Here is a 25,156-nt window from a genome sequence, read left to right as displayed (position 1 = left end):
TATCTTGCTGTCTTAGCGACGCAGACCCAGCTTCTTGATCAGCTCAAGGTAGCGGTTTGCATCTTTGCCTTTCAGGTAGTCCAGCAGCTTACGACGCTGGTTAACCATGCGAATCAGGCCGCGACGTGAATGGTGATCCTTCTTGTTCGATTTGAAGTGACCCTGCAGACCATTAATGTTGTAAGTCAGCAGTGCAACCTGAACTTCAGGAGAACCAGTGTCGCCTTCAGCGGTCTGGAATTCTTTTACGATTTCGGCTTTCTTTTCAGCAGACAGTGCCATGTTCTTTACTCCGTCTAATGTGCAAAAAATCACATCACCACCGTGCACATTTACAGTGGTATGCGGTGTCACTTATGTGACGGTTAAATCTTTTCAGGCCAGATCTGGCAGGCTCACCTGCATCAGTCTCTGTGACCGGATGGCGCCGTTCTCAACCCGGCCAATGCCAAGCAGAATACGAACCCCAGATTCAACGGCCCATAATTGTACAGAAGGGTTATCCGTTAAGCCAGTCTTAATCGCCTGTCCTTGCAGTAACCGTGCGGCTTCGGCGAGGGTTAGTGACACTTCCGGCCAGGTCTCTGGCAAGGCGGTTTCAGGAGGCATTAACAGTGCGTCCAGGGCACCTTTGTCTTCGCCACCCTGCTCAACGATCTGCTCCAGCTCTTCAAGCGTATGAGACATGGCTTCGTCGTATGGCCCGGAATGCGTGCGGTGAAGGTCCTGAACGAAGGCACCACAACCCAGAGCTTCGCCGATATCTTCCACTAAAGTGCGGATATAGGTGCCCTTGGAACAACGCACACTCAAGCTAAGTGAATCCGGAGTGTAGCTGCTGAGGGTCAATTCGTGGATACGGATAACGCGACGCTTCTTTTCAGCGACAGCGCGCATTTCTTCCTGCGACATCCCCTGACGTGCCAGCTCATAGAGCGGCTTACCATCCATCTTGAGCGCGGAAAACATCGGCGGCACCTGTTCGACGTCACCACGAAACCGGCTGAGCACAGTTTCGATTGTTTCAGTATTCAGCTCGGGGACCGGACGCTCCTGCAGAATCTCGCCTTCTTTATCCCCGGTACTGCGCACCTGCCCCAGCACTCCGCGAGTGTCGTAGCCTTTATCTGAATCGAGCAGTAACTGTGAGAACTTGGTGGCTTCACCTAAGCAGATGGGTAGGACACCGGTGGCCTCAGGGTCCAGCGCCCCCGTGTGCCCTGCTTTGTTGGCGTTATACAGGCGCTTTACGCGTTGCAGAACCTGATTGGAACTGAGCCCAAGCGGTTTATTCACCACCAGGATGCCGGAAATATCCCGGCCCTTCTTTCTACGCGCCATATCAGTCCTGACGGTCGTCCCCGTCATTCGCAGCATCGCCTGGATGACGCGCGTCATCTGCTGCACGTGCCTGTTTAATCAGGCCCGTCAGGTGATGACCACGTTCTAGCGTCTCGTCGTAATGGAAACGCAGCTGTGGCGTAACACGTGTGGTCAGAATTCTGGCCAGCTGAGAACGCAGGTAGCCTGCGGCTTCGTTCAGAATCTTGCTGGTGTTGGCACGAATCTCGGCGTCGGTTTCGCCCTTTGCACCCATCACGGTGAAGTAGATGTCGGCATAACCGAGGTCTTTCGCGACCTTGACCGAATTCAGGGTCACCATACCCAGCTTCGGATTTTTCATTTCAAACTGGATCATCTGCGCAACTTCGCGCTGGATCTGCTCCCCAAGACGGGAAGTACGGCTGAAATCTTTAGGCATTTTTATCTCTCTGAGGCCAGCTTTCCGGCCTGGTAAATGCGGGTTCCGGGCATCGCCCAGAGACACCAAAGCCCGGCATGGCCGGGCTCTGGTCTATGGTTCACACACTCGTGATTACAGAGTACGTGCAACCTCTTTCACATCGAAGACTTCAATCTGATCGCCTGGGCGAACGTCCTGATAGTTCTTCACACCGATACCGCACTCTGTGCTCTGGCGAACTTCCTGAACGTCGTCTTTGAAGCGACGCAGGGATTCAAGTTCACCTTCATAGATCACCACGTTTTCACGCAGTACGCGGATCTTCTTGTTACGGTAAATCGTACCTTCGGTCACCATACAGCCAGCAATTTGACCAAACTTAGGCGACTTGAATACGTCACGTACTTCAGCAATACCGACGATCTCTTCACGCAGCTCAGGCGCCAGCAGACCAGCCATTGCCTGTTTCACGTCATCAATCAGATCGTAAATAACGCTGTAGTAGCGCATATCCACATCGTTGTTCTCGACAACTTTCTTCGCTGCGTTATCGGCACGGACGTTGAAGCCGAACAGTACCGCACCCGCCGCAACGGCCAGGGTGGCGTCAGTTTCGGTGATACCACCAACACCTGAGGCAACAACGTTTACTTTCACTTCGTCAGTTGCGAGTTTCTGCAGTGAAGACACGATAGCTTCGAGCGAACCACGTACATCAGTCTTAACAACCACGTTCAGAGCAGCGACTTCACCCTCTGCCATACCGGCAAACAGTGCATCCAGTTTCGCGGCCTGCTGACGCTGCTGAAGCTGTTCTTTCAGCTTGGTTTCACGGAACTCAGCAACTTCACGCGCTTTCTTCTCGTTCTCGACAACCATGAAGTTGTCACCAGCATCCGGGGTGCCATTCAAGCCGAGGATCTCTACTGGAATAGACGGACCTGCAGAGTCAGTCTGCTTACCGTTTTCATCCAGCAGCGCACGAGCGCGACCGTAACAGGTACCAGCCAGAACAACGTCGCCCTTCTTCAGAGTACCGTTCTGAACGAGCAGAGTTGCAACCGGACCACGACCTTTATCCAGACGTGACTCAACCACTACACCCTGACCCGGGCCATCGAAGTGCGCTTTCAGCTCAAGCAGTTCAGCTTGTAGAAGTACCGCTTCGAGGAGTGTCTCGATGCCCATACCCGTTTTTGCAGAGACAGGGATAAACGGCACGTCACCGCCCCAGTCTTCCGGAATAACATCGCGTGCTGACAGTTCGTTTTTAACACGATCCGGATCAACACCTTCTTTATCCATCTTGTTAACAGCAACAACCAGAGGTACACCCGCTGACTTAGCGTGCTGAACGGCTTCTTCGGTCTGCGGCATCACGCCATCATCGGCTGCAACCACCAGAATTACGACGTCTGTTGCCTGAGCACCACGGGCACGCATTGAGGTAAACGCTGCGTGTCCCGGTGTATCCAGGAAAGACACCATGCCGTGATCTGTTTCAACGTGGTATGCACCAATGTGCTGGGTAATACCGCCCGCTTCGCCTGACGCTACGCGTGAGCTACGGATGTAATCCAGCAGTGACGTTTTACCGTGGTCAACGTGACCCATCACGGTAACAACCGGTGCACGGGTCGTCTGGTCACCGTCATAGTTGACGGCTTCAGTGACATCCTGCTCAAGCTGGTTGTCTGCGATCAGCTTAGATACTTTATGACCCATTTCTTCGACGACCAGAGTCGCAGTGTCCTGATCCAGAGGCTGGTTAATGGTTGCCATAACACCCATTTTCATCAGCTCTTTGATCACTTCACCGGCTTTCACAGACATCTTGGATGCCAGGTCACCAACCGTAATGGTTTCAGGCAGCTCAACTTCACGGACCACTGGCGCAGTCGGTTTAGTAAACGCATGCTCGTTATTCGCATTACGATTACTGCTGCGACCTTTAGTCTTCAGCTTAGCTTTTGGTCGACGCTGATTACGCCCGCCATTATTGTCTTCGTTATCGAAGCGGCTATCTTTGTCAGTGCGCTTACGCTCTGGCGTTTTAGCCTTCTTACGATGATCGTCACGCTGCTGAGCTGCTTCTGCTGCCGCACGTTTCTGCGCTGCATCTTCTTCAGGCGTTGGAGCTGGTTTTGCTTCCGCCTTCTTCTTAGGCGCTTCTTTCGCTTCAACTTTAGGTGCAGGCTCGCTTGCCGCTGGCGCTGATTCAGCTTTGCTTGCAGCCGCCTTGGCTCGCTCCGCTTCCTCTGCTGCCGCTTTCTCAGCTTCAGCCTGAGCCTTCAGGGCCGCTTCTTTTTCTGCAGCGATACGCGCTTCTTCTTCCTGACGGGCTTTCTCAGCCGCGACATCAACTTCTTCGCGTTTCACATAAGTACGCTTCTTACGCACTTCGATATTAACCGCTTTCTTACCACCCTGACCTGTTTTTAAAGTCGTAGTAACTTTACGCTTCAGAGTGATTTTTTTTGGCTCAGCGTCAGCTTCGCCGTGACTTTTTTTCAGAAATGCGAGCAGGCTTTGCTTCTGCTCGTCATTTACAGTGTCAGTCTCAGCGCTCTGAGGCAGGCCCGCTTCTTTCATTTGGGAGAGCAGGCGGTCTGTGCTCGTCCCTACCACGTCGGCTAGCTCTTTAACTGTTACATCTGCCATACGTTTCTCCTATACCGGGCGAGTGATTATTCAGTGCCTTCAAACCAAGGCTTACGGGCAGTCATGATCAGCTCGCCCGCTTTTTCTTCGGTCATCCCTTCGACATCCAGCAGGTCATCAATTGCTTGCTCAGCAAGGTCTTCCATCGTGCAGATACCTTTGCTGGCGAGAACCAATGCCAGATGCTTGTCCATGCCTTCCATATTAAGAAGGTCTTCCGCCGGCTGTGCTGATTCGAGCACTTCTTCAGACGCAATCGCCTGGGTCAGCAACACATCTTTGGCGCGATTACGCAGCTCTGTCACGATGTCCTCATCGAGGCCATCAATCTGGAGCATCTCTTCCATAGGTACGTAGGCGATTTCTTCGAGGGTCGTAAAGCCCTCTTCCACCAGAAGTGTCGCGAAGTCTTCGTCGATATCGAGGCTGTTCATAAAGCCTTCAATAAAGCCGGACGCTTCTTCGTTCTGTTTCTCGATGGCGTCTTCTTCCGTCATGACGTTGATTTCCCAACCCGTCAGTTCAGAAGCCAGACGAACATTCTGACCACCCCGGCCAATAGCCTGAGCGAGATTGTCTTCTGCAACGGCAACATCCATTGAGTTGGTTTCTTCATCAACAACAATCGACGCAACTTCAGCCGGAGCCATTGCATTGATTACCAACTGCGCTGGGTTGTCGTCCCACAGAACAATGTCGATACGCTCGTTACCACCCAGTTCGTTGGTTACTGCCTGAACACGCGCACCACGCATACCCACACAAGCACCAACAGGGTCGATTCGCTTATCGTTAGATTTCACAGCGATTTTAGCGCGCGAACCCGGATCACGTGCAGCACCTTTAATTTCAATCACTTCTTCTGAAATTTCAGGTACTTCGATACGGAACAGCTCAATCAGCATGGCTGGCACAGTACGGCTCAGCATCAGCTGAGGACCACGATTTTCCGGACGGATATCAAACAGAATGGCGCGTATACGATCGCCCATACGCATGATTTCACGACCAATCAACTGATCTTTAGGCATCAATGCTTCAGCGTTATTACCGAGATCGACAATAACGTTGTCACGAGTAACTTTCTTCACAGTGCCGCCGATCAGCTCGCCGACACGGTGTTCGTACTGTTCAACGACCTGAGCACGCTCAGCTTCACGAACTTTCTGTACGATGATCTGTTTTGCGGCCTGTGCGGCAATACGACCGAAGTCAGGGTTTTCTACCTGAATTTCGTAGGTATCACCCGGCTGCAGGTTGGTATCAATTTCGTGTGCTTCTTCCAGGGTCAGCTCATCACCAAGACCTGGTACCACGTCATTGCTTACAACCAGCCAGCTACGGAAAGTTTCGTAGTCGCCAGTTTTACGGTCGATATCCACACGGATAACGGCCTCTTCATCTTCGTAACGTTTTTTCGCTGCTGCGGCCAACGCCGATTCGATCGCCTGAAAAATAATTTCCCTGGAAACGCCTTTCTCGTTGGAAACCGCTTCCGCGACCAGGAGAATTTCTTTGCTCATCTTCTAGCCTCGCTTTGCAACCTTAATCCTTGAATTGTGGAACAACGTTAGCCTTTTCAATCAGCTCAATAGGCAACAGGTATTCGTTATCGTCTACGCGAAGAACGATGTCTTCCTGCTCCACACCAATTAATTGGCCCTTGAATTTCCGCCGCCCGTCAAACGCCATGCGCAAACGTACGTCGATAATATTTCCTGCTAATGACGCGTACTGCTCGAGTGTGAACACAGGACGATCCATACCTGGGGATGACACTTCCAGGTTGTAAACCTGAGAGATCGGATCTTCTACATCCATCACACTACTGATCTGACGACTGACTGCAGCGCAGTCATCAACGGTGATACCGTTTTCGTGATCAATAAACACACGCAATACTGTGTCTTTACCCTGGGAGATATATTCAAGCCCCCAGAAGGTATATCCCATGGACTCAACGACCGGACCGAGCAGTTCGTTTAACAGACTCTCTTTTGCCACGACAAATTCTCCCGGGGATTTGGCTCTCGCCACAAACAAAAACTGGGCAACATGTGCCCAGTCCGCTACTGCCTTTTGCAGACCGGAACCTGCAGAGCAGATTCCTGTGATACTGAGCATCCATAAACAAACAATTTCAGAATGCCAGCTACTAAAAAGCCCCTGACGTGAGGGGCTTTTCAAATAAGCAGCCGCATTATACGCGCTGCCAATAAAAAAAGCGAACCCTGGTCCGCTTTCTCAGATGACCGTTGAGTCACGATCATCGGAATAAGTTGGTGCGGATGGCGAGACTCGAACTCGCACGAGCGTTGCTCACCACCCCCTCAAGATGGCGTGTCTACCAATTCCACCACATCCGCACACAGGGGAAGAAATTACTTAGTCGTTTCTTCCGTTGTTTCCACAACCGGGCTATCTGCTTCAGCAGAAGCGTCCAGTTCTGGAGCGTCATCTTCAGACGGCGCGTATTCTTCCACAACTGGGGTGTCTTGCTCAAGTACTTCTTGCACTTCCAGTGTAGGAATTCCTGCTTCATCTGCACCAGAGGCCTTTTGCTTGGCATAAATGGCCAAACCCAGACTGGTAATGAAAAATGCGGTAGCGAGAATTGCTGTAGTACGACTCAGAAAATTGGCAGAACCAGCAGAACCGAATACAGTCTGAGATGCACCTGAACCAAACGAAGCGCCAGCGTCAGCCCCCTTACCTTGCTGCATCAGAACGAAAGCGATAATCGCGATAGCAATGACGATGTGACCGATGAGAATAATCTGTTCCATAAAAATCCTGAGCCCTTATGCCCGACAAATACCGAGAAATTCATCTACATCGAGGGATGCCCCGCCGACCAGACCACCGTCGATATCCTGTTGTGAAAATAATTCAGCCGCATTTGCAGCTTTTACGCTTCCGCCATAAAGCAAGCGAGTTGCAGCAGCAAGATCTGCGCTCCGTTCAGTCAATAATCCACGAATAAACGCGTGAATTGCCTGCGCCTGCTCTGGTGTTGCTGTTTCGCCAGTACCGATCGCCCATACTGGTTCGTAAGCGATCACTACGTTTTTCCAATCGGCATCTGTAAGCTCAGAGATCAGCAAAGACATCTGAGCCCCGACAACCTCTTCGGCTTTTCCGCCTTGACGTTCTTCCAGCGTCTCTCCAACACAGACAACAGCAATCAACCCATTATCCAGTGCCTTGCGTGTTTTGCGCAGAACAACGTCGTCAGTCTCGCCGTATAGAGTCCGGCGCTCTGAGTGACCAATAATGACCATACTGGCACCGAGATCGCTCAGCATTTCTGCCGACACTTCACCAGTGAACGCACCGCTGTCCGCCTCTGCACAGTTCTGTGCACCAACACTGATCTGGCTGCCTTCAGCGACAGAGATCGCCTGACTCAGATACGGAAACGGAGGAAACACAGCCAGGTCACACGTGAGTTCGCCGGCATTACGGAGCCCCGTAATTAAAGTGTCAGTCTGAGCGCGTGACGCGTTCATCTTCCAGTTTCCGGCTACTAATATGCGACGCATGTGTCACCCCAAAATTCAAAGAGCGCAGATACTATCTGAGAAGCTCGTCTGAAACAAGATGGGCAGCGCTGGCTACTTCAGCCTATGCCAGCACCTTGCTCACTTCTTCAGCCAGCTCCTGCGCCAGCAACTGAGTTACCGCTGGGTCATCAGCCTCGACCATCACGCGAACCAGCGGCTCTGTACCAGACGGACGTAACAACACCCTGCCGCGATCACCCAGCTTTTTCTCCGTAGCAGAAAGCGCTTGCTGGACACGTTCATCAGCCATCACATCAAGATCACGCTGGCGACGCACATTAATCATGGTCTGTGGCATCTTAATCATACGTTCAGTCCATTCACGCAGACCTACACCGGTGTCTCGCAAAGCAACCAGTACCTGCAGCGCTGAAACAATACCGTCTCCGGTGGTATTCGCATCCAGACAAAGAAGATGCCCGGACGATTCACCACCGAAGCGCCAGTTATGCTCAACCAGTTTCTGCATCACATAGCGATCGCCGACTTTTGCACGTACAAAATCGATACCCTGCTCTTTCAATGCCAGCTCAAGACCGAGGTTACTCATCTGAGTACCAACCACGCCACCATTTAACCGGCCTTGCTCAGCAGCATGGCTGGCGACGATGTAAAGCAACTGATCGCCATCGACCAGTTCGCCAGTGTGATCTACCATCAGGACCCGATCACCGTCACCGTCGAATGCGATTCCGAGATCAGCTTTCTGTTCAAGAACCGCAGCACGAAGTTTCTCAGGCGAGGTAGAACCGCAATCTTTATTGATGTTAAGACCGTCTGGCGTATTACCAATGGTGGTAACGCTTGCGCCAAGCTCAGAGAATACTGCTGGAGCAATCTGATAGGTTGCTCCGTTACTGCAGTCCAGTACCAGCTTCAGGCCACGCAGATTCAGAGAATTTGCCGTACCTTTGCAAAACTCGATATAGCGCCCCGCCGCATCGTTGATGCGGACAGCCTTACCCAGTTTATCTGACTCAACACACTCGATCGGCTGGTCCAGATAGCTCTCAATTTCAAGTTCCACTTCATCAGGCAACTTGGTACCGTCAGCTGAGAAGAACTTAATGCCATTGTCATAGTAAGGGTTGTGCGAGGCACTAATGACGATGCCGGCATCGGCACGGAAAGTACGTGTGAGATATGCAATGCCTGGCGTAGGAATAGGCCCCAACAAACCGATATCAACACCAGCAGCCGACAGCCCGGCTTCCAAAGCTGATTCAAACATATAGCCTGAAATACGGGTATCTTTACCAATCAGTATGCGGCTCACTCCGCGCTTAGCAAACACCTTACCGGCAGCCCAACCAAGGCGCATAACAAACTCAGGGGTAATAGCCCCCTCACCGACCCGTCCACGGATACCATCGGTGCCAAAATACTTTCTACTCATGCCCTTCCCTCAGGGTTGCGTTCACGACCTGCAAAGCTTCCCAGGTCTTTTTAACATTGTGCGCCCGGATGATGCGTGCGCCCTTCATAGCGCAAAGGGTTGCTGCTGCCGCACTGGCATCATCACGCTCGGTAGCGTCACCGCTGGCGTTAAGCACATCAGCGATCATACGTTTACGGGATAAGCCCGTCAGCAATGGGTATCCCAGCGCTGCGATCTGTTCAAGGCGATTCAACAGCGTGTAGTTGTGTATACGCGTTTTACCAAATCCGAATCCCGGATCAAGCAGAATCTGTTCAGAGGAGATGCCTGCGGCCTGAGCGGCAGCAATGCGCTCCCTTAAGAAGTTCCTGACATCCTGCACTACGTCATCGTATCTGGGATTCTTCTGCATAGTGTCCGGTTCTCCCTGCATATGCATCAGGCATACAGGCAGGCCTGTCTCTGCAGCGGCCTTTAGAGCACCTTCTCTTCGCAACGCACGTACATCGTTAATAAGGTGTGCGCCGGCTTTTGCAGACTCTCTGATAACTTCTGCGGTACTCGTATCGACGGATATCGCAACATCCAGCCTGGCGGCGATATGCTCAACAACCGGCACTACTCGCTCAAGCTCTTCGGCGACAGATACTGAGGCAGCACCCGGTCGGGTGGATTCACCGCCCACATCGAGAATGGTGGCTCCTTCAGCGACCATACTCCCGGCATGAGCAATGGCTTTATCCAGCTGGTTAAACTGTCCACCATCGGAAAAGGAGTCTGGCGTGACATTGAGGATACCCATGACGTGGGCTGTACCCAGATCGAGAGTGCGATTACCACAAGATAGTTTCACAGGAAGGTCCGATCAGATCATACGAGGGAATTTAAACAAAACAGGCACCGGAAACCGGTGCCTGTTAGAGACATCAGAGCCTTAAGTGATTACTGGCGTTCGCCAGCAGGCTCTCCAGCAACGTCGTCATCATCACTGGCCATGTCGCGGGATTCTTTCTCCGCAGGCTCTTCGGCCGGCATCGCCGGTGAGCCACCAGAACCGTCTCCCCAACCTTTTGGTGGACGCGGCTTGGTACCAGACATGATGTCGTCGATCTGATCAGAATCGATTGTCTCGTATTCCATCAGTGCGTCTTTCATCATTTCCAGTTTATCGCGGTTATCGACCAGAATCTGAGTCGCACGCTGATAACAACGATCAAGCAGCTCTTTAACTTCAGAGTCAATTGAGCGCGCAGTATCGTCAGAAAGATGAGCCATCTGACCGCCACCTGAGTTACCCAGGTAACCGTTCTGCTCGTCTTCAGAGTACAGCTGAGCACCCAGTTTGTCTGAAAGGCCCCATTTAGTAACATAGTTACGCGCATACTTTGTAGCACGCTCAATATCGTTCGAGGCCCCTGTCGTCACACCGTCTTTGCCCAGTGTGAGCTCTTCGGCGATACGACCACCGTAGAGCGAGCAGATGTTGCTCTCGATACCACGTTTGCTGATTGAGTGACGATCTTCCTCTGGCAGGAACATAGTCACACCAAGGGCACGGCCACGAGGAATGATAGATACTTTGTAGACCGGATCGTGCTCGGGCACGAGTCGACCAACAATCGCATGACCAGCCTCGTGGTACGCCGTATTTTCTTTCTCTTTTTCAGACATGACCATGGTTTTGCGCTCGGCACCCATGAGGATCTTGTCTTTTGCCTTCTCGAACTCTTCCATCGTCACTTCAGAGCGATTCGCGCGAGCTGCAAAGAGAGCGGCCTCGTTCACCAGGTTAGCAAGGTCTGCACCCGAGAAGCCTGGAGTACCGCGAGCAATCAGAGATGCGTTCACATCATCTGCCACAGGTGCTTTTTTCATATGCACCTGAAGAATCTGTTCACGACCGCGAATATCCGGCAGACCGACCACAACCTGACGGTCAAAACGGCCCGGACGAAGAAGCGCTGGGTCGAGTACGTCTGGGCGGTTAGTCGCAGCAATCACGATGATGCCGTCATTAACCTCGAAGCCATCCATCTCAACCAGCAGCTGGTTCAGGGTCTGTTCGCGTTCGTCGTTACCACCGCCGATACCTACGCCACGGGAGCGACCTACAGCATCGATCTCGTCGATAAAGATAATGCAAGGAGCCTGCTTCTTCGCCTGCTCGAACATGTCACGTACACGGGAGGCACCGACACCGACGAACATTTCGACGAAGTCAGAACCGGAAATTGAAAAGAAAGGTACACGAGCCTCACCAGCAATCGCTTTCGCCAGCAGTGTTTTACCAGTACCAGGCTGACCAACCATCAGAACACCGCGAGGGATCTTACCGCCCAGCTTCTGATACTTGCCGGGTTCACGCAGGAACTCAACCAGCTCTTTCACATCCTCTTTGGCTTCGTCACAACCAGCAACGTCACCAAAGGTCGTCTTAATCTGGTCTTCACTCAGCAGCTTGGCTTTGCTCTTGCCGAAGGCCATCGGGCCGCCACGACCAGAACCGCCACCCTGCATCTGGCGCATAAACAGCATGAACACCGCGATAATAATGAGGATCGGCAGTGACGCCAGCAGCAACTGAGACAGGAAGCTCTGCTTCTCTGGTTTCTCGCCAATCACTTCGACGTCATTAACCAGAAGCGTATCCATCAGCTTATCGTCGAACGCGGGTAACACAGACTCAAATGCCTGCCCGCCACGAGAAGTCCCCTTGATGGATTGCCCGGAGATAGTCACTGATTCGACCTGACCGCTTTCGACAGCCTTCATGAACTCCGAGTAGGACCAGCTGTTACTGCGATCTACCGGGTTGAGCCCTTGAAATACCATCATCAGCACAGCGGCGATAACAGCCCATAAAACGAAATTCTTTGCCATGTGAGGCACCACCTTACTCGTACAGACCGCCACGCGGCCGGAATCACTCTGCTTAGCTTAGCAGCCAATGGTCAGGGACGAAAACCTTTAGCGACGATATACACCTCGCGCGATCGCGCTCGGGATGCCTTAGGTTTACGAATCATTACTTTCGCAAACGACTGTTTCATATCAGCCAGGTAAGCATCGAAGCCTTCGCCCTGAAACACTTTGGCTACGAAACTGCCGTTTGGTTTCAACACTTGACGCGCCATATCCAACGCAAGCTCTACAAGGTACATAGCGCCGGGCTGGTCAATAGACGACATACCACTCATATTGGGGGCCATATCTGAGATTACAAGGTCTACCGGTCGCCCATCGATGACATCGACAAGCTGGTCGTAAACTTCTTCGGTCGTAAAGTCGCCCTGAATGAAGGTCACGTCTGCGATAGCGTCCATTTCCAGAATGTCTGAAGCGATCACCAGACCCTTCTCACCAACCCGCTGAGCAACCACCTGAGACCAGCCCCCCGGTGCAGAACCGAGGTCAACCACCACAGATCCCGGACGTATCAACTTGTCTTTGTCATCCAGTTCAATCAGCTTGTAACTGGCCCGCGTACGATAGCCGTCCTGCTGTGCTTTCTGAACCCAGATATCATCAACGTGTTCTTTCAACCAGTCAGCACTGGATTTCGAGCGCGCCATAAGGCCATGTACTCCGTAATTTTACGTCTGCGAGGCACTCAGAGTGCAGTTATTCTCATGCACCTGAGGTATACTTTGGCCATATTTTACACCCTAAAGTCGAGCGACCGAACCCTATGGCGTTAAGCAACGAACAGAAGAAGGCCTACCGATCTATTGGCCATACCCTGAATCCTATTGTCACTGTAGCTGGCAATGGCCTCACCGAAGGCGTCATGGAAGAGCTGAACCGTGCTCTGGATGATCACGAACTGATAAAAATCAAAGTATCAGTAGGTGATCGCGAAGTTAAAAAAGCGGTTATCACTGAACTGGTGAAAAAGACCGCAGCAGAGCTGGTACAGCAGATCGGTAATACCGCCCTGCTTCTGCGCAGAAACCCGAAAGCTAAGCCAGCTCTGTCGAACCTGCAGCGCTGAGCGCCGCAAATCAGGACAAGTTAACCACCGTGCCCGCGCAGAGGTTGGATACCGAGCCCGCAGCGGGGATAATGCAAAATAAAAAAGGTTAAGCAGCGATGTCGAACATTGTTATTTCAGGCTCAGGCCTCTTTATTCCGCCACACACTATCTCCAACGATGAACTGATCGAAGCGTATAACGCCTACGTCGAAAAGTTTAACGCCGACAACGCTGCTGCTATTGAAGCAGGTGATGTTGATGCCCTGCCATCATCCAGCAGTGAATTCGTCGAGAAAGCTTCAGGTATTAAGTCACGCTACGTGATGTACAAAGAAGGCATGCTGGACCCTGAGCATATGGCCCCAGTGTTCAAACCAGCACTGGCTGGTGATGAGCCTGAAACAGTGACCATGGCGATTGCTGCAGGCCGTGAAGCGATGGAGCAGGCCAATAAAAAGCCTGAAGACATTGATCTGGTGATTATGGGTACGACCAATCATCAGCGCCCCTATCCATCCGCTGCAGTTGAAGTTCAGCAGAAACTGGGCATTAAAGGCTTCGCCTACGACATGGGTATCGCTTGTTCAACCATGACGTTTGCCATGATTAATGCCTACGCGGCCCTGAAAGCAGGCACAGCTAAATGCGCACTGGTGGTGAATCCTGAGTTTGCCTCACCTCAGCTGAACCTGAAGTCCCGCGACAGCCACTTCATCTTCGGTGATGTTGCGACCGCTGTGGTGATGGAACTCGAGGAAACCTGTACCGCCGATTACGCTTTCCGTGTACTCGACACAAAACAGATGACCACCTTCTCTGACAACATTCGCTGTGATGGGAACTACACCGATCACAACTTCAGTGACGACCAACTACCAGAAGACCGTCCTTACTTCCGCCAGAATGGACGTAAAGTCTTCAAAGAGTTACTGCCCCTGGTCACCGGCTTCATTACAGAACAGCTAGGTGAGAACCACCTTGAGGCCAGCGACCTCAAGCGCATGTGGCTGCATCAGGCTAACCTGACGATGAACATGTTTGCCGCCAAGAAGCTACTTGGACGTGAACCTGAAGCGAACGAGACACCGATCGTTCTTGATGAGTTCGCAAACACAGCGTCTGCTGGCTCTCTGATCGCTTTCCACCGCCACAAAGACGGCTTCGAAAGTGGAGAGAAAGGTCTGATCTGCTCATTCGGTGCGGGTTACTCAGTCGGCAGCCTGTTAGTCGAGAAAATATAACGCCTGACAGCCCGATCCTTAAAGCCGCACATGTGCGGCTTTTTATTTGCCTGATCTTTTTCTTGTACGACAAAGGCGACGTTAGCACGAAGCCGCTGATAAATATCGGATAATCTGACAAAATGAACGCTTGTCTAAACCAAGGTAAGATTCATGGGTCAGATTATCCAGACCGAAATGACCGAGCTGGTTACCCCCGGCATGGCCAACTTCTCCGGCAACATGCACGGCGGAGAATTACTTAAACTTCTCGATAAAGTCGCATACACCTGCGCAATGAGATACAGCGGCCACTATGCCGTCACCCTTTCTGTAGATAACGTACTGTTTAAGCAGCCCATTCACATTGGTGAGCTGGTCACCTGTCTCGCGACGGTCAACTACGTTGGCCGCACCTCGATGGAGATCGGCATCAAAGTCATCGCCGAAGACATTAAACTGAAAACCGTCCGCCATACTCATACCTGCTACTTCAATATGGTAGCCATGGACGAGAACAACAAACCAACGCCACTGCCACCGCTGGAACTGAAAGACGATGTTCAGGTTCGACGCTACAACAAAGCAATGAAGCGTCGCGAGGCCGGCAAGCGCCTGCAGAAAATGATGAAAGCCATTGAAGCGGATGATGGTTCGGATGAGCTGGGCGTAGATCTCGTCAGCTGCCCGTAACTCCAGCGCCAGGCAAAGAAAACAGGTCAGGCCACTTAGGCCTGATCTGCTATAAAACGGCTGATCAGCTCGCGCCAGATAGACTTACCCAGGTCGTCAAAGTCGGCCATGGTCGCTACCATCTCACTGCGGGCCCCTTGATCCACAATTTCTTCTGGCAGCAGAGGGTCATAAGCAATATCACGAAGCACCCGATCACCAATCAGGAAGCATTCCCGTGCAGCAACATCCAGCGGTTTATTCTCAAATGAGGACCGCCAGTTGAGCATCTCTTCTGTATTTGCTCGATAACGGGCATTGATCTCTGCAACCGGCCAGAGTGCTTCCGGTGAAGGTTCAGACTCCTCATTAAAACCGTCTGCGCGAAACACACACGCCTCAGATTCCAGCCCGAGATGGAACAGCTGTTGAGTAAGATCAGCTAAAGAAGCCTGCAGGTTATCAGGCCGGATGAGCAACCCCTGATAGAACTCACTGAAGCCCAGCATTTGTGTTGCCCTCTGGCGCTGGCGCAGCATCTTCCGATCACGCCGCCCCAAGTGCGCCGTGTAGATAGTGATCCATTGTCCTTCCCACGGCCGTACTTTGTCTTCTGTACGCCGCCAGGCACTCTGACGCTCAGCCAGATGCCGCGCTGCAGGGCCGAGCACATACACACCACGCTCAGTCAGATCCAACAGATCCTGTCGCGCAAGGCGATTCAGAGTGACCCTGACATTGTTTGCTTCAACAGAAAAAAGCTCTGCCATACGTACCATCACCTGCGCAGAGATGGGCTGCTGCGCCTCTTTAACAAGGTTCAGAATTAGTTTCTTTGCGGGGTACGGACTATCGGAGTCAGGCATAGGGGGTTCTTATCTTGTTGTGATCACATACTAACATATCAGCCTGAAAGGAATAATTACTAGACTCATCTCAAAATGCCATATACCGTAATATTTATAATAAAAAACCAGGTCTGGTGTGACATATGAAAGATGACAGAGATTTATTCGAAACCGGCCTGCTAAGAGAATCTGCGCGGCAGCGGCTAAACGATGCTCTTGGCGAAGACACTATCCGGCGGCTACAGCAGCGCTCTGATCTCCAGGGCGCCATCGGTGTAGCCAAATGCTGGTTCGCTATTTTCCTATTGCTGGGCCTCTCATGGTTAGCCATGGATATATTGAATTACTGGTCCATCCCCCTGGTTGCGCTGTGCCTCTTATTTTTGGGTGGACGTATACTCGCCCTGGCCATCCTCACTCACGAGGGTGCCCACCGGACTCTATTCGCCAACAGAAAGCTGAATGACACAGTAACTCATTGGCTATGTGCTGCCCCTGTCTATCTCGACCTGCTCAAGTACCGGCATCATCATGCCCAACATCACATTCATACCGGGACAGATAAAGATGTCGACCTTCCTCTGATTGAAGGCTTCCCTACTACCCAGAAATCCCTGATGCGTAAGTTCATGCGGGATTTCACCGGCCAGACAGGGCTGAAGTCACTGATTGGCCTGGCAATGATGAATGCCGAACTGATTCGTTGGAACGTTACGGGTGTCGTCGACCGCCTGGAGCGTCCGGGCTGGCAGAAACGCGATCACTTGCGCGCATTTTTTATCAATAGCCGACGCACTCTGATATTCCATACAGTATTCTTCGCAATCACATTCAGCCTTAACCTGACAGAACTTTTTGCACTTTGGTGGGCCGCCTACTTCTTCACTTACCCCTTCTGCATTCGTGTCAGAGCCATCGCCGAACATGCAGTAACAGAACGTACTGGAGATATGTTGAGAAATACCAGAACGACCCGAGCAGGCCTGCTTACCAGAGCACTCTTTGCACCATGCCATGTGAATTTCCATATCGAACACCACGCATTGGTTTCAGTTCCGTTCTGGCAACTGCCCGAGCTGCATAAACTGATGCAGGAAAAAAACATCACCCCTCCCCCGCCAAGCTACTGGCAGGTTCTGAAATTGGCAGCGTCTGCTCGCTAAGCTCTTTCTGGGGGCTCGCTAACGTAAATTTCAGACACAAAAAAGCCCGCAATTGCGGGCTCTTTCGTGAAATACAGAACCTGATGCAACACGCCTCAGATGTGTTTCACTTCATCGATTTCATATTCAACCGTACCGCTTGGGATATTCACCACAACGGTGTCCCCCTCTTCCTTGCCGATCAATGCACGAGCAATCGGCGAGGATACAGAAATACGATTATTTTTGATGTCGGCTTCGTCATCACCGACGATCCGGTATTCCACTTCCTCGTCGGTCTCGACATTGATGATGGTTACCGTCGTACCGAACAATACCTTACCGCTGTGCGGAATTGATTTAATATCAATTACCTGGGAATTAGAAAGCTTACCCTCAATGTCCTGAATGCGACCTTCAATAAAACCCTGCTGTTCGCGTGCCGCATGGTATTCAGCATTTTCTTTCAGGTCACCGTGCTCACGTGCGTCAGCAATGTCCTGAATAACCTTTGGGCGTTCAACTGTTTTTAACTGCTTCAGCTCATCACGCAGAGCCTTTTCACCTTCGACAGTCATAGGATACTTTTGCATCGTATTTTGACTCCCTTGCTATAGAAGATGCCCGAAGTCCGTTACTTCGGGCATCTGGATATTATTTTTAATGTCGTTATGTCATTCGCGATATCGGAATAGCGCACTTCGACTGAATTAAATCGAAGCGTGCAACTCCTGCAGACGACGAACTTCTTTCAGACCTTCTGAACGCAATGCTTCAACAACAGCTTCTGCCCCAGCCAGTGTGGTGGTGTAGTAAACTTTGTGCTGCAACGCGCTGCGACGAATGTCAGCAGAATCAACAATCGCTTGAGGGCCATCTGTCGTATTCACGATCAGAGCGATCTCGTCGTTCTTAATCATATCTACAATGTGTGGACGACCTTCATTCACCTTGTTAACGCGGGCACTTTCAACGCCTGCTTCACGCAGTACACGACAAGTACCGTCGGTAGAGATCAGCTTGAAGCCACATGCGATCAGACCTTTCGCTACTTCGACAACGCCTTCTTTGTCCGCGTCGCGGACTGACAGGAACGCCAGACCTTCATTCGGCAGGAATGCGCCTGCACCCAATTGAGCTTTGAAGAAAGCTTCACCGAAGGTGCTGCCTGCACCCATCACTTCACCGGTCGACTTCATTTCAGGGCCGAGAATCGGATCGACACCCTGGAACTTGTTGAACGGGAAGACCGCTTCTTTTACTGAGAAGTAAGACGGTACAATTTCGCTGGTGAAACCAAGCTCGGCCAGTGTTTTTCCTGTCATCACTTTGGCTGCAATCGCTGCCAGTGAAGTACCGATACACTTAGACACGAACGGAACCGTACGGGAGGCACGAGGGTTCACCTCAATCACGTAGATTTCGCCATCCTGATACGCCAGCTGAGTGTTCATCAGACCGACAACACCAAGCTCCATCGCCATTGCCGCAACCTGTTCGCGCATTTTGTCCTGCACGTCTTTCGCCAGGCTGTATGGAGGCAATGAACATGCTGAGTCACCAGAGTGAATACCCGCCTGCTCAATGTGCTGCATGATGCCGCCAATAACAACTTGCTCACCATCACATACGGCATCAATATCAACTTCGATCGCACGATCAAGGAAGTGATCCAGAAGTACCGGCGAGTCGTTAGACACTTTAACGGCTTCGGTCATGTAGCGACGCAGCGCTTTCTCGTTGTTCACGATTTCCATCGCACGACCACCCAGTACATAGGATGGACGCACTACCAGCGGATAGCCGATCTCAGTCGCTTTAGCGATCGCTTCTTCCGTAGAAGTCACGGTCGCGTTCACCGGCTGCTTCAGACCCAGACGCTGGATCATCTGCTGGAAACGCTCACGGTCTTCAGCGCGGTCGATCGCTTCTGGTGACGTACCAATGATAGGTACACCTGCCGCCTCCAGCTCGTCAGCCAGTTTCAGTGGTGTCTGGCCACCGTACTGAACGATAACGCCTTTAGGCTTCTCTTTAGCAACGATTTCCAGAACATCTTCCAGAGTCACCGGCTCGAAGTAGAGGCGATCTGACGTGTCATAGTCGGTCGATACTGTCTCAGGGTTACAGTTGACCATGATGGCTTCGAAACCTTCTTCTTTCGACGCCAGTGCCGCGTGTACGCAGCAGTAGTCAAACTCAATACCCTGACCAATACGGTTAGGACCACCACCCAGAACGATGATTTTCTCTCGATCTGACGGATTCGCTTCACACTCTTCTTCGTACGTTGAGTACATGTAGGCGGTGTCAGTCGCAAATTCTGCCGCACAGGTATCCACACGCTTGTACACCGGATGGATATTCAGCTTATGGCGGTGCTTACGGACTGTCTTTTCAGTGACACCCAGCAGTTGCGCCAGGCGCGCATCGGAGAAACCTTTACGCTTCAGGCGGAACATGCGGTCGCCATTCAGCGCCTGCAGGCTGCTTTGCGCCACGGCCTCTTCTTCTTTGATCAGATCTTCAATCTGCACCAGGAACCAAGGGTCAATCGCAGAGTGCTCGTACACTTCTTCAACCGACATACCCAGACGGAAAGCATCACCCACGTACCAGATACGCTCAGACGCTGGCGTACGCAGTTCAGAAATAACCTTGTCGCGGGACATTGGGTCTTTCAGATCCACCATTGGGTCGAAACCAACAGAGCCCACTTCCAGACCACGCAGGGCTTTCTGCAGAGACTCCTGCTGAGTACGGCCGATCGCCATCACCTCACCCACAGACTTCATCTGAGTCGTCAGACGACCATCAGCCTGTGGGAATTTTTCGAAGGTGAAGCGAGGAATTTTAGTTACGACATAGTCAATCGATGGCTCAAAAGACGCCGGCGTCGCTCCGCCCGTAATGTCGTTCTGCAGCTCGTCGAGCGTATAACCGACAGCCAGCTTGGCCGCCACTTTAGCAATCGGGAAACCGGTCGCTTTCGATGCCAATGCCGATGAACGGGATACACGTGGGTTCATCTCGATCACGACCATACGGCCATCTTTCGGGTTGATACCGAACTGAACGTTAGAACCACCGGTTTCTACACCGATCTCACGCAGTACCGCCAGGGAGGCGTCACGCATGATCTGGTATTCTTTATCGCTCAACGTCTGTGCTGGCGCGACAGTGATGGAGTCACCTGTGTGAACACCCATCGCGTCAAAGTTTTCGATAGAACAGATGATGATGCAGTTGTCGTTTTTGTCACGAACCACTTCCATCTCGTATTCTTTCCAACCAATCAGAGATTCATCAATCAGCAGCTCGTTCGTCGGAGACAGGTCCAGACCACGGGTACAGATTTCTTCGAACTCTTCTTTGTTGTACGCGATACCACCACCGGTGCCACCCATGGTGAAGGATGGGCGGATGATGCAGGGGAAACCCAGAGTTTTCTGAACTTCACGTGCCTCTTCGATGCTGTGCGCGATACCGGCACGTGGACACTCAAGGCCAATTGCCTTCATGGCTTTATCGAAGCGGTCACGGTCTTCCGCTTTATCGATGGTGTCAGCGTTCGCACCGATCATTTCTACGCCGAACTTTTCCAGTACGCCCGCAGATTCCAGACCCAGAGCGCAGTTCAGTGCAGTCTGACCACCCATGGTTGGCAGCAGTACGTCAGGACGTTCTTTTTCAATGATCTTAGCGACGGCTTCGACAGTAATAGGCTCGATATAGGTCGCGTCGGCCATCGACGGGTCAGTCATGATGGTCGCTGGGTTAGAGTTCACCAGAATAACCCGGTAACCTTCTTCACGCAGTGCTTTACAAGCCTGTGCCCCTGAGTAGTCGAACTCACAGGCCTGACCGATAACGATCGGACCAGCACCGATAATCAGAATACTTTGTATGTCTGTACGTTTTGGCATGTCTCGGTATTTCCTGTTTCTGTTACTTCGCGGCCTGGGCAGCTTCAATCAATTCAATAAAGTGGTCGAACAGTGGCGCAACGTCTTTTGGACCTGGGCTCGCCTCAGGGTGACCCTGGAAGCTGAATGCCGGACGATCCGTCAACGCGATACCCTGCAGAGTACCGTCGAACAGCGACTTGTGCGTCGCCTTCACGTTCGCAGGAAGTGACGCTTCAGTCACAGCAAAACCGTGGTTCTGAGCAGTGATCATCACGCGACCCGTCTCGATGTCCTGAACCGGGTGGTTACCACCGTGGTGACCGTGAGGCATTTTTTCAGTCTGGGCGCCGGACGCCAGAGCCAGCAACTGATGCCCGAGGCAAATGCCGAACACAGGGATCTTAGTTTCAAGAATTTCTTTGATCGCACTGATGGCGTAATCACACGGCTCAGGGTCGCCCGGGCCATTGGACAGGAAGATACCGTCCGGATTCATTGCCAGCACTTCAGACGCGGGCGTCTGCGCCGGTACGACGGTCAGATCACAACCACGCTCTGCTAATAAGCGCAGAATGTTGCGTTTCACACCGTAGTCGTATGCCACGACTTTGAACTTAGGATCACTGACCTGGCCGTAACCCTGACCCAGCGTCCAGTCTGATTCAGTCCACTTATACGACTCTGAAACAGTGACTTCTTTAGCGAGGTCCATGCCCTTCAGACCCGGGAAGCCTTTAGCAGCTTCGACCGCTTCGGCGATAGCCGCGTCTGAGTGCGCGTCTTCACGTGCGATCATGCAGCCATTGAGAGAGCCTTTCTCACGAAGGATGCGGGTCAGGCGGCGTGTGTCGATGTCCGCGATACCCAGAACATTGTGTTCTTTCAGGTACACATCAAGCGCTTTCTGGTTACGGAAACTGGAAGCGATCAGTGGCAGATCACGAATGATCAGGCCCGTAGCATGAACCTCATTCGACTCTGCATCTTCATCATTAGTACCGTAGTTACCAATGTGTGGATAGGTGAGAGTCACCATCTGACGGGCATAAGAAGGATCGGTAAGGATCTCCTGATAACCGGTCATGGAGGTGTTAAAGACCACTTCCCCTACAGACAGACCTTCAGCACCGATGCTGGTACCTTTAAAGATGCTGCCGTCTTCAAGAGCTAGAATTGCTGGCGTAGACAAGACTCGTTCCCCGAACTTTGCGATAAAACTGGAAAGCGTACGTAGCGTGTTGATGCCTTCGTCGCCCATGTGTGAGCCGTAAAAAAGCGGGATGGTGACTTTTATGACTCCATCCCGCTTTCGGATCAATTCTGACAGTGCGAGACTGGCGTCCGCTGTACATACGTAAATTGCGCGGGATGATACAGAAATATTGACTGATTGTCCACGTGAGCTAATCCCACCAGACGTTTCCGCGAAGAGTTACAGCCCTGATACAAACTAATACTATTGTATAAGTTTTGTTATTAACGTATTCCCTTTTTTATCAGCCTTGCCCCATACTTGATGACCCATCAGGAAAATAATTAAACACGGGGCCAGACCATGCATGGAGAAGCGCACGTCCGCCGCAGACTGAATCCTTCCAAGCGCAAACAACTACTGATGAAAGACGCTATCTCAGTGTTTGCTCTTCGCGGTATCGGCCGGGCCGGGCACACTGAAATCGCTCAACGGGCCGGAGTCTCAGTTGCTACAGTTTTCAACTACTTCAATACCCGTGAAGCTCTGGTAGATGAAGTACTGGACGAAGTTGAACATTACCTCATCGACCTCTCTTTTTCCTCCGTCGAGAAACCAGGCAGTGCTGCAGAGGTTCTTGACCACTGCATCACCACTATCATTCAGACGTGTAAGACCTATCCAGACTATTTTAAGATATGGCTGGAATGGAGTTCTTCGGTTCGTGAAGATACATGGCCACGCTATCTCACATTTCAGAACCAGATGATGTCTCTGATAGAAACACAGATACAAAATGCCGTTAATGACGGTCGGCTGGCTCCCGGTCTGCCCGCTCATGACCGGGCCCGATGGGCCTTAGGCAATGCCCATATGCTGGTAATGATGGTTTTCAGTCCTGACACAGAAGACGAGTCTGCCATCCGCGAACTCATATCAAGAGGCTTCAGTCACACTCTTGGGGTTAGCCCCGCCTGACCCCTAGGGTTATAACGCGCCACACACGTGGCGTGTTCTCCGCTTGCGGCCCAGAACAACCTTACATAGCATGGCCTCTCGGGGTTAACCTATTAAAAATTATCACAACAAGAGACTCATACCGTGAAACGCGCAATGTTTTCCTGTGCGGCGGCCGCTGCATTGCTACTGGCCATACCTTTCAGTGCGCACGCTGAACCACAAGTCACAGAAATCGATGATTCCATCCCATGGGAAGTCACGTCCTCAGGCGACGACGTGGGCGAGGTCTCAACCTGGCGCCGTGAAATCCCGGGCGCAGACGTAAAACAGTTTCGCGGTGAAGTGATTCTTAACGAGCCCGCGCTGAATATTCTGCTGACCATCGATACACCGGAAGACCTGCACAAGTGGGTCTACTTCTGTCGCGACAGCGCGGCTGTCCCGCCGGAATACAGCTACATGGAATACAAGGGCGTATGGCCCGTCGCTGCCCGCTACGTAACGATCAAAAGCAAATCGTGGATCGAGAACGACGTGATTTACATCAGCAGCCGTAACGTAGACGAGGCTGTTCCAGAGCATGACAACATGGTGAAGATCCGCGAATTTTCGAACCTGTTTGAGATCACGCCACTTGGCGAAGATATGACGAAAGTACGCTTCACCACCTTCGTTGACCTTGCAGGTAAACTGCCTTCATGGCTAGCCAACGCGGTATCAAGCCGTGCTCCCTACGTGACACTGAGCGGCATGCGTGACTTGCTTGAAGATGGCGAACGTGACTTCAGTGACGCCTCTGTAGACGACCTTTCTAGCGTCGCTCAGGACAAAGACGGTCTACGTCGCCTGCTGGCTAAGCTTGATAATATCGACGACAGCGATCCACTGGACCCGAACGACGATTGATTGCTGATCAAACGAAAAAGGTCAGCAAGGAAGCGGAGTAACTAAGTTAACCATAAGCATTCCGCGCTGACTTTTAACGCCGCATGGGCAAGTTCAGGAGGTCAGCTTAGAAGCCTAAAACGTCCTGCATATCGTAAAGCCCCGCCGGCTGCTCGGTCAGCCACTTAGCCGCCCGCACCGCACCTTTAGCAAAGGTCATACGACTCTGCGCTTTGTGCGTTACCTCGACACGCTCGCCGTCGGTGGCGAACATCACGGTGTGATCACCCACCACGTCGCCGCCGCGAATGGTTTCAAAACCAATCTGCTTGTGTGGGCGAGCACCCGTCTGGCCTTCGCGGCCGTAACAAGCCACTTCGTTCAGATTCCAGCCCATGGTTTCTGCAACGACTTCGCCCATGCGCAGTGCAGTACCGGATGGCGCATCGACTTTATGACGGTGGTGCATCTCGATCACTTCGATATCACTGTCTTCACCCATCACCTTGGCTGCCATGCGCAGCAGGTTCAGACACAGGTTCACACCCACTGAGTAGTTCGGCGCAAAAACGATCCGGGTGTCCGCAGCGGCGGCTTTCAGCTTGGACTTCTGCTCATCGGTCAGTCCTGTCGTGCCAATCACAATGCCTTTGCCATGCTTCTGGCACAGTTCGACATTCGCCATGGTCGACTCTGGTGACGTGAAATCGATCAGTACATCGAAGTGAGGGATTGCTTCTTCGACCGAAGTGACAGCCTTCACGTCCAGGGTCGTGGCCAGACCAGCAATGGCACCGGCATCAACACCAACCATAGGGTCATTCTCAAGAACGATCGCACCTGCGACTTCAGCAGCTTCATCATTGTGGACGGCTTCGATCAGCACACGCCCCATACGACCGGCAGCACCGGTGATAGCAATTCGGGTCATTATTCTTCTGCTTTGTAGATAGGATAAATAGACGGCCTAAGGATACCGAAGGCATGAGGTAAGGAAAAGCGCGGGAAAG

The 25,156-nt window shown here is 52.0% G+C and carries 23 protein-coding genes and 1 tRNA gene; 6 read left to right on the top strand and 18 right to left on the bottom strand.

The window, feature by feature from the left end:
* Positions 1 to 12 precede the first annotated feature (12 nt).
* From rpsO to rlmE, 13 genes are all read right to left on the bottom strand, one after another.
* Positions 13 to 282 (bottom strand): 30S ribosomal protein S15, encoded by a 270-nt coding sequence (rpsO, locus tag B3007_RS03275; RefSeq protein WP_076513482.1) that lies wholly within the window; start codon positions 280 to 282, stop codon positions 13 to 15.
* 93 nt (positions 283 to 375) lie between these two features.
* On the bottom strand, positions 376 to 1,341 hold the full coding sequence (gene truB / locus B3007_RS03270; protein ID WP_301377099.1) for a tRNA pseudouridine(55) synthase TruB: 966 nt from the start codon (positions 1,339 to 1,341) through the stop codon (positions 376 to 378).
* A 1-nt stretch (position 1,342) separates the two neighbouring features.
* Positions 1,343 to 1,762 carry a 30S ribosome-binding factor RbfA gene (gene rbfA / locus B3007_RS03265; RefSeq protein WP_301377101.1) on the bottom strand — a complete coding sequence of 140 codons (420 nt, stop codon included), beginning with the start codon at positions 1,760 to 1,762 and terminating at the stop codon, positions 1,343 to 1,345.
* 114 nt (positions 1,763 to 1,876) lie between these two features.
* Positions 1,877 to 4,405 carry a translation initiation factor IF-2 gene (infB, locus tag B3007_RS03260; RefSeq protein ID WP_301377102.1) on the bottom strand — a complete coding sequence of 843 codons (2,529 nt, stop codon included), beginning with the start codon at positions 4,403 to 4,405 and terminating at the stop codon, positions 1,877 to 1,879.
* A 26-nt stretch (positions 4,406 to 4,431) separates the two neighbouring features.
* Positions 4,432 to 5,928 (bottom strand): transcription termination factor NusA, encoded by a 1,497-nt coding sequence (gene nusA / locus B3007_RS03255; RefSeq protein WP_068443176.1) that lies wholly within the window; start codon positions 5,926 to 5,928, stop codon positions 4,432 to 4,434.
* Positions 5,929 to 5,950: 22 nt separating this feature from the next.
* Positions 5,951 to 6,409: a ribosome maturation factor RimP gene (gene rimP / locus B3007_RS03250; protein WP_301377105.1), complete on the bottom strand. Its 459-nt coding sequence runs from the start codon at positions 6,407 to 6,409 to the stop codon at positions 5,951 to 5,953.
* Between the two features lie 276 nt (positions 6,410 to 6,685).
* Positions 6,686 to 6,771, bottom strand: a tRNA-Leu gene (locus tag B3007_RS03245).
* A gap of 15 nt (positions 6,772 to 6,786) precedes the next feature.
* Positions 6,787 to 7,191, bottom strand: coding sequence for a preprotein translocase subunit SecG (secG, locus tag B3007_RS03240; protein ID WP_076513468.1), 405 nt, complete (start codon positions 7,189 to 7,191; stop codon positions 6,787 to 6,789).
* Positions 7,192 to 7,206: 15 nt separating this feature from the next.
* Positions 7,207 to 7,947, bottom strand: coding sequence for a triose-phosphate isomerase (gene tpiA, locus B3007_RS03235; RefSeq protein WP_297530400.1), 741 nt, complete (start codon positions 7,945 to 7,947; stop codon positions 7,207 to 7,209).
* A gap of 82 nt (positions 7,948 to 8,029) precedes the next feature.
* Positions 8,030 to 9,364, bottom strand: a complete 1,335-nt coding sequence (gene glmM, locus B3007_RS03230; protein ID WP_297530402.1) for a phosphoglucosamine mutase — start codon at positions 9,362 to 9,364, stop codon at positions 8,030 to 8,032.
* Positions 9,357 to 10,199, bottom strand: coding sequence for a dihydropteroate synthase (folP, locus tag B3007_RS03225; RefSeq protein WP_301377107.1), 843 nt, complete (start codon positions 10,197 to 10,199; stop codon positions 9,357 to 9,359). The genes glmM and folP overlap by 8 nt, the downstream gene beginning before the upstream one ends.
* 89 nt (positions 10,200 to 10,288) lie before the next feature.
* Positions 10,289 to 12,226 carry an ATP-dependent zinc metalloprotease FtsH gene (gene ftsH, locus B3007_RS03220; protein WP_301377109.1) on the bottom strand — a complete coding sequence of 646 codons (1,938 nt, stop codon included), beginning with the start codon at positions 12,224 to 12,226 and terminating at the stop codon, positions 10,289 to 10,291.
* 71 nt (positions 12,227 to 12,297) lie between these two features.
* Positions 12,298 to 12,918, bottom strand: coding sequence for a 23S rRNA (uridine(2552)-2'-O)-methyltransferase RlmE (gene rlmE / locus B3007_RS03215; RefSeq protein ID WP_297530409.1), 621 nt, complete (start codon positions 12,916 to 12,918; stop codon positions 12,298 to 12,300).
* A gap of 116 nt (positions 12,919 to 13,034) precedes the next feature.
* Between rlmE and yhbY the strand changes: the two genes are divergently transcribed.
* The 3 genes from yhbY (at position 13,035) to B3007_RS03200 (ending at position 15,232) form a co-directional block, all read left to right on the top strand.
* Positions 13,035 to 13,337, top strand: a complete 303-nt coding sequence (gene yhbY / locus B3007_RS03210; RefSeq protein ID WP_301377111.1) for a ribosome assembly RNA-binding protein YhbY — start codon at positions 13,035 to 13,037, stop codon at positions 13,335 to 13,337.
* A gap of 98 nt (positions 13,338 to 13,435) precedes the next feature.
* Positions 13,436 to 14,560: a beta-ketoacyl-ACP synthase III gene (locus B3007_RS03205; RefSeq protein ID WP_301377113.1), complete on the top strand. Its 1,125-nt coding sequence runs from the start codon at positions 13,436 to 13,438 to the stop codon at positions 14,558 to 14,560.
* A gap of 153 nt (positions 14,561 to 14,713) precedes the next feature.
* Positions 14,714 to 15,232 carry an acyl-CoA thioesterase gene (locus B3007_RS03200; protein ID WP_068437929.1) on the top strand — a complete coding sequence of 173 codons (519 nt, stop codon included), beginning with the start codon at positions 14,714 to 14,716 and terminating at the stop codon, positions 15,230 to 15,232.
* A gap of 35 nt (positions 15,233 to 15,267) precedes the next feature.
* Here the strand turns inward: B3007_RS03200 and B3007_RS03195 are convergent, their stop codons facing one another.
* Entirely contained in the window at positions 15,268 to 16,077 is an 810-nt protein-coding gene (locus tag B3007_RS03195) for a PaaX family transcriptional regulator C-terminal domain-containing protein (RefSeq protein ID WP_301377115.1), read from the bottom strand.
* A 125-nt stretch (positions 16,078 to 16,202) separates the two neighbouring features.
* Here B3007_RS03195 and B3007_RS03190 point away from each other — a divergent pair, with 125 nt between their 5' ends.
* Positions 16,203 to 17,222, top strand: coding sequence for a fatty acid desaturase family protein (locus B3007_RS03190; RefSeq protein WP_301377117.1), 1,020 nt, complete (start codon positions 16,203 to 16,205; stop codon positions 17,220 to 17,222).
* Positions 17,223 to 17,317: 95 nt separating this feature from the next.
* Here B3007_RS03190 and greA read toward each other — a convergent pair whose 3' ends face one another.
* The 3 genes from greA to carA all read right to left on the bottom strand — a co-directional run bounded on the left by greA (position 17,318) and on the right by carA (position 22,298).
* On the bottom strand, positions 17,318 to 17,794 hold the full coding sequence (gene greA, locus B3007_RS03185) for a transcription elongation factor GreA (protein ID WP_301377118.1): 477 nt from the start codon (positions 17,792 to 17,794) through the stop codon (positions 17,318 to 17,320).
* Between the two features lie 117 nt (positions 17,795 to 17,911).
* Positions 17,912 to 21,127, bottom strand: coding sequence for a carbamoyl-phosphate synthase large subunit (carB, locus tag B3007_RS03180; protein WP_301377119.1), 3,216 nt, complete (start codon positions 21,125 to 21,127; stop codon positions 17,912 to 17,914).
* A 22-nt stretch (positions 21,128 to 21,149) separates the two neighbouring features.
* Positions 21,150 to 22,298, bottom strand: a complete 1,149-nt coding sequence (gene carA / locus B3007_RS03175) for a glutamine-hydrolyzing carbamoyl-phosphate synthase small subunit (protein WP_301377121.1) — start codon at positions 22,296 to 22,298, stop codon at positions 21,150 to 21,152.
* Between the two features lie 366 nt (positions 22,299 to 22,664).
* Between carA and B3007_RS03170 the strand changes: the two genes are divergently transcribed.
* Both B3007_RS03170 and B3007_RS03165 read left to right on the top strand, forming a co-directional pair.
* Positions 22,665 to 23,279 (top strand): TetR/AcrR family transcriptional regulator, encoded by a 615-nt coding sequence (locus tag B3007_RS03170; RefSeq protein WP_301377123.1) that lies wholly within the window; start codon positions 22,665 to 22,667, stop codon positions 23,277 to 23,279.
* A 123-nt stretch (positions 23,280 to 23,402) separates the two neighbouring features.
* Complete coding sequence (locus tag B3007_RS03165; protein WP_301377124.1) at positions 23,403 to 24,167, top strand: hypothetical protein; 765 nt, start codon at positions 23,403 to 23,405, stop codon at positions 24,165 to 24,167.
* 106 nt (positions 24,168 to 24,273) lie between these two features.
* Here the strand turns inward: B3007_RS03165 and dapB are convergent, their stop codons facing one another.
* On the bottom strand, positions 24,274 to 25,077 hold the full coding sequence (gene dapB, locus B3007_RS03160) for a 4-hydroxy-tetrahydrodipicolinate reductase (protein WP_301377125.1): 804 nt from the start codon (positions 25,075 to 25,077) through the stop codon (positions 24,274 to 24,276).
* Positions 25,078 to 25,156 lie beyond the last annotated feature (79 nt).

This window comes from Thalassolituus sp. UBA675 (assembly GCF_002297765.1).
Classification (GTDB): domain Bacteria; phylum Pseudomonadota; class Gammaproteobacteria; order Pseudomonadales; family Oceanobacteraceae; genus Thalassolituus.
This window is presented reverse-complemented; position numbering and strand designations above follow the sequence as displayed.

Coding starts and splice junctions, on each gene's coding strand:
- rpsO (WP_076513482.1), bottom strand. CDS start 282: ATGGCACTGTCTGCTGAAAAGAAAGCCGAAATCGTAAAAGAATTCCAG.
- truB (WP_301377099.1), bottom strand. CDS start 1,341: ATGGCGCGTAGAAAGAAGGGCCGGGATATTTCCGGCATCCTGGTGGTG.
- rbfA (WP_301377101.1), bottom strand. CDS start 1,762: ATGCCTAAAGATTTCAGCCGTACTTCCCGTCTTGGGGAGCAGATCCAG.
- infB (WP_301377102.1), bottom strand. CDS start 4,405: ATGGCAGATGTAACAGTTAAAGAGCTAGCCGACGTGGTAGGGACGAGC.
- nusA (WP_068443176.1), bottom strand. CDS start 5,928: ATGAGCAAAGAAATTCTCCTGGTCGCGGAAGCGGTTTCCAACGAGAAA.
- secG (WP_076513468.1), bottom strand. CDS start 7,191: ATGGAACAGATTATTCTCATCGGTCACATCGTCATTGCTATCGCGATT.
- tpiA (WP_297530400.1), bottom strand. CDS start 7,947: ATGCGTCGCATATTAGTAGCCGGAAACTGGAAGATGAACGCGTCACGC.
- glmM (WP_297530402.1), bottom strand. CDS start 9,364: ATGAGTAGAAAGTATTTTGGCACCGATGGTATCCGTGGACGGGTCGGT.
- ftsH (WP_301377109.1), bottom strand. CDS start 12,226: ATGGCAAAGAATTTCGTTTTATGGGCTGTTATCGCCGCTGTGCTGATG.
- rlmE (WP_297530409.1), bottom strand. CDS start 12,918: ATGGCGCGCTCGAAATCCAGTGCTGACTGGTTGAAAGAACACGTTGAT.
- yhbY (WP_301377111.1), top strand. CDS start 13,035: ATGGCGTTAAGCAACGAACAGAAGAAGGCCTACCGATCTATTGGCCAT.
- B3007_RS03205 (WP_301377113.1), top strand. CDS start 13,436: ATGTCGAACATTGTTATTTCAGGCTCAGGCCTCTTTATTCCGCCACAC.
- B3007_RS03200 (WP_068437929.1), top strand. CDS start 14,714: ATGGGTCAGATTATCCAGACCGAAATGACCGAGCTGGTTACCCCCGGC.
- B3007_RS03195 (WP_301377115.1), bottom strand. CDS start 16,077: ATGCCTGACTCCGATAGTCCGTACCCCGCAAAGAAACTAATTCTGAAC.
- B3007_RS03190 (WP_301377117.1), top strand. CDS start 16,203: ATGAAAGATGACAGAGATTTATTCGAAACCGGCCTGCTAAGAGAATCT.
- greA (WP_301377118.1), bottom strand. CDS start 17,794: ATGCAAAAGTATCCTATGACTGTCGAAGGTGAAAAGGCTCTGCGTGAT.
- carB (WP_301377119.1), bottom strand. CDS start 21,127: ATGCCAAAACGTACAGACATACAAAGTATTCTGATTATCGGTGCTGGT.
- B3007_RS03170 (WP_301377123.1), top strand. CDS start 22,665: ATGCATGGAGAAGCGCACGTCCGCCGCAGACTGAATCCTTCCAAGCGC.
- dapB (WP_301377125.1), bottom strand. CDS start 25,077: ATGACCCGAATTGCTATCACCGGTGCTGCCGGTCGTATGGGGCGTGTG.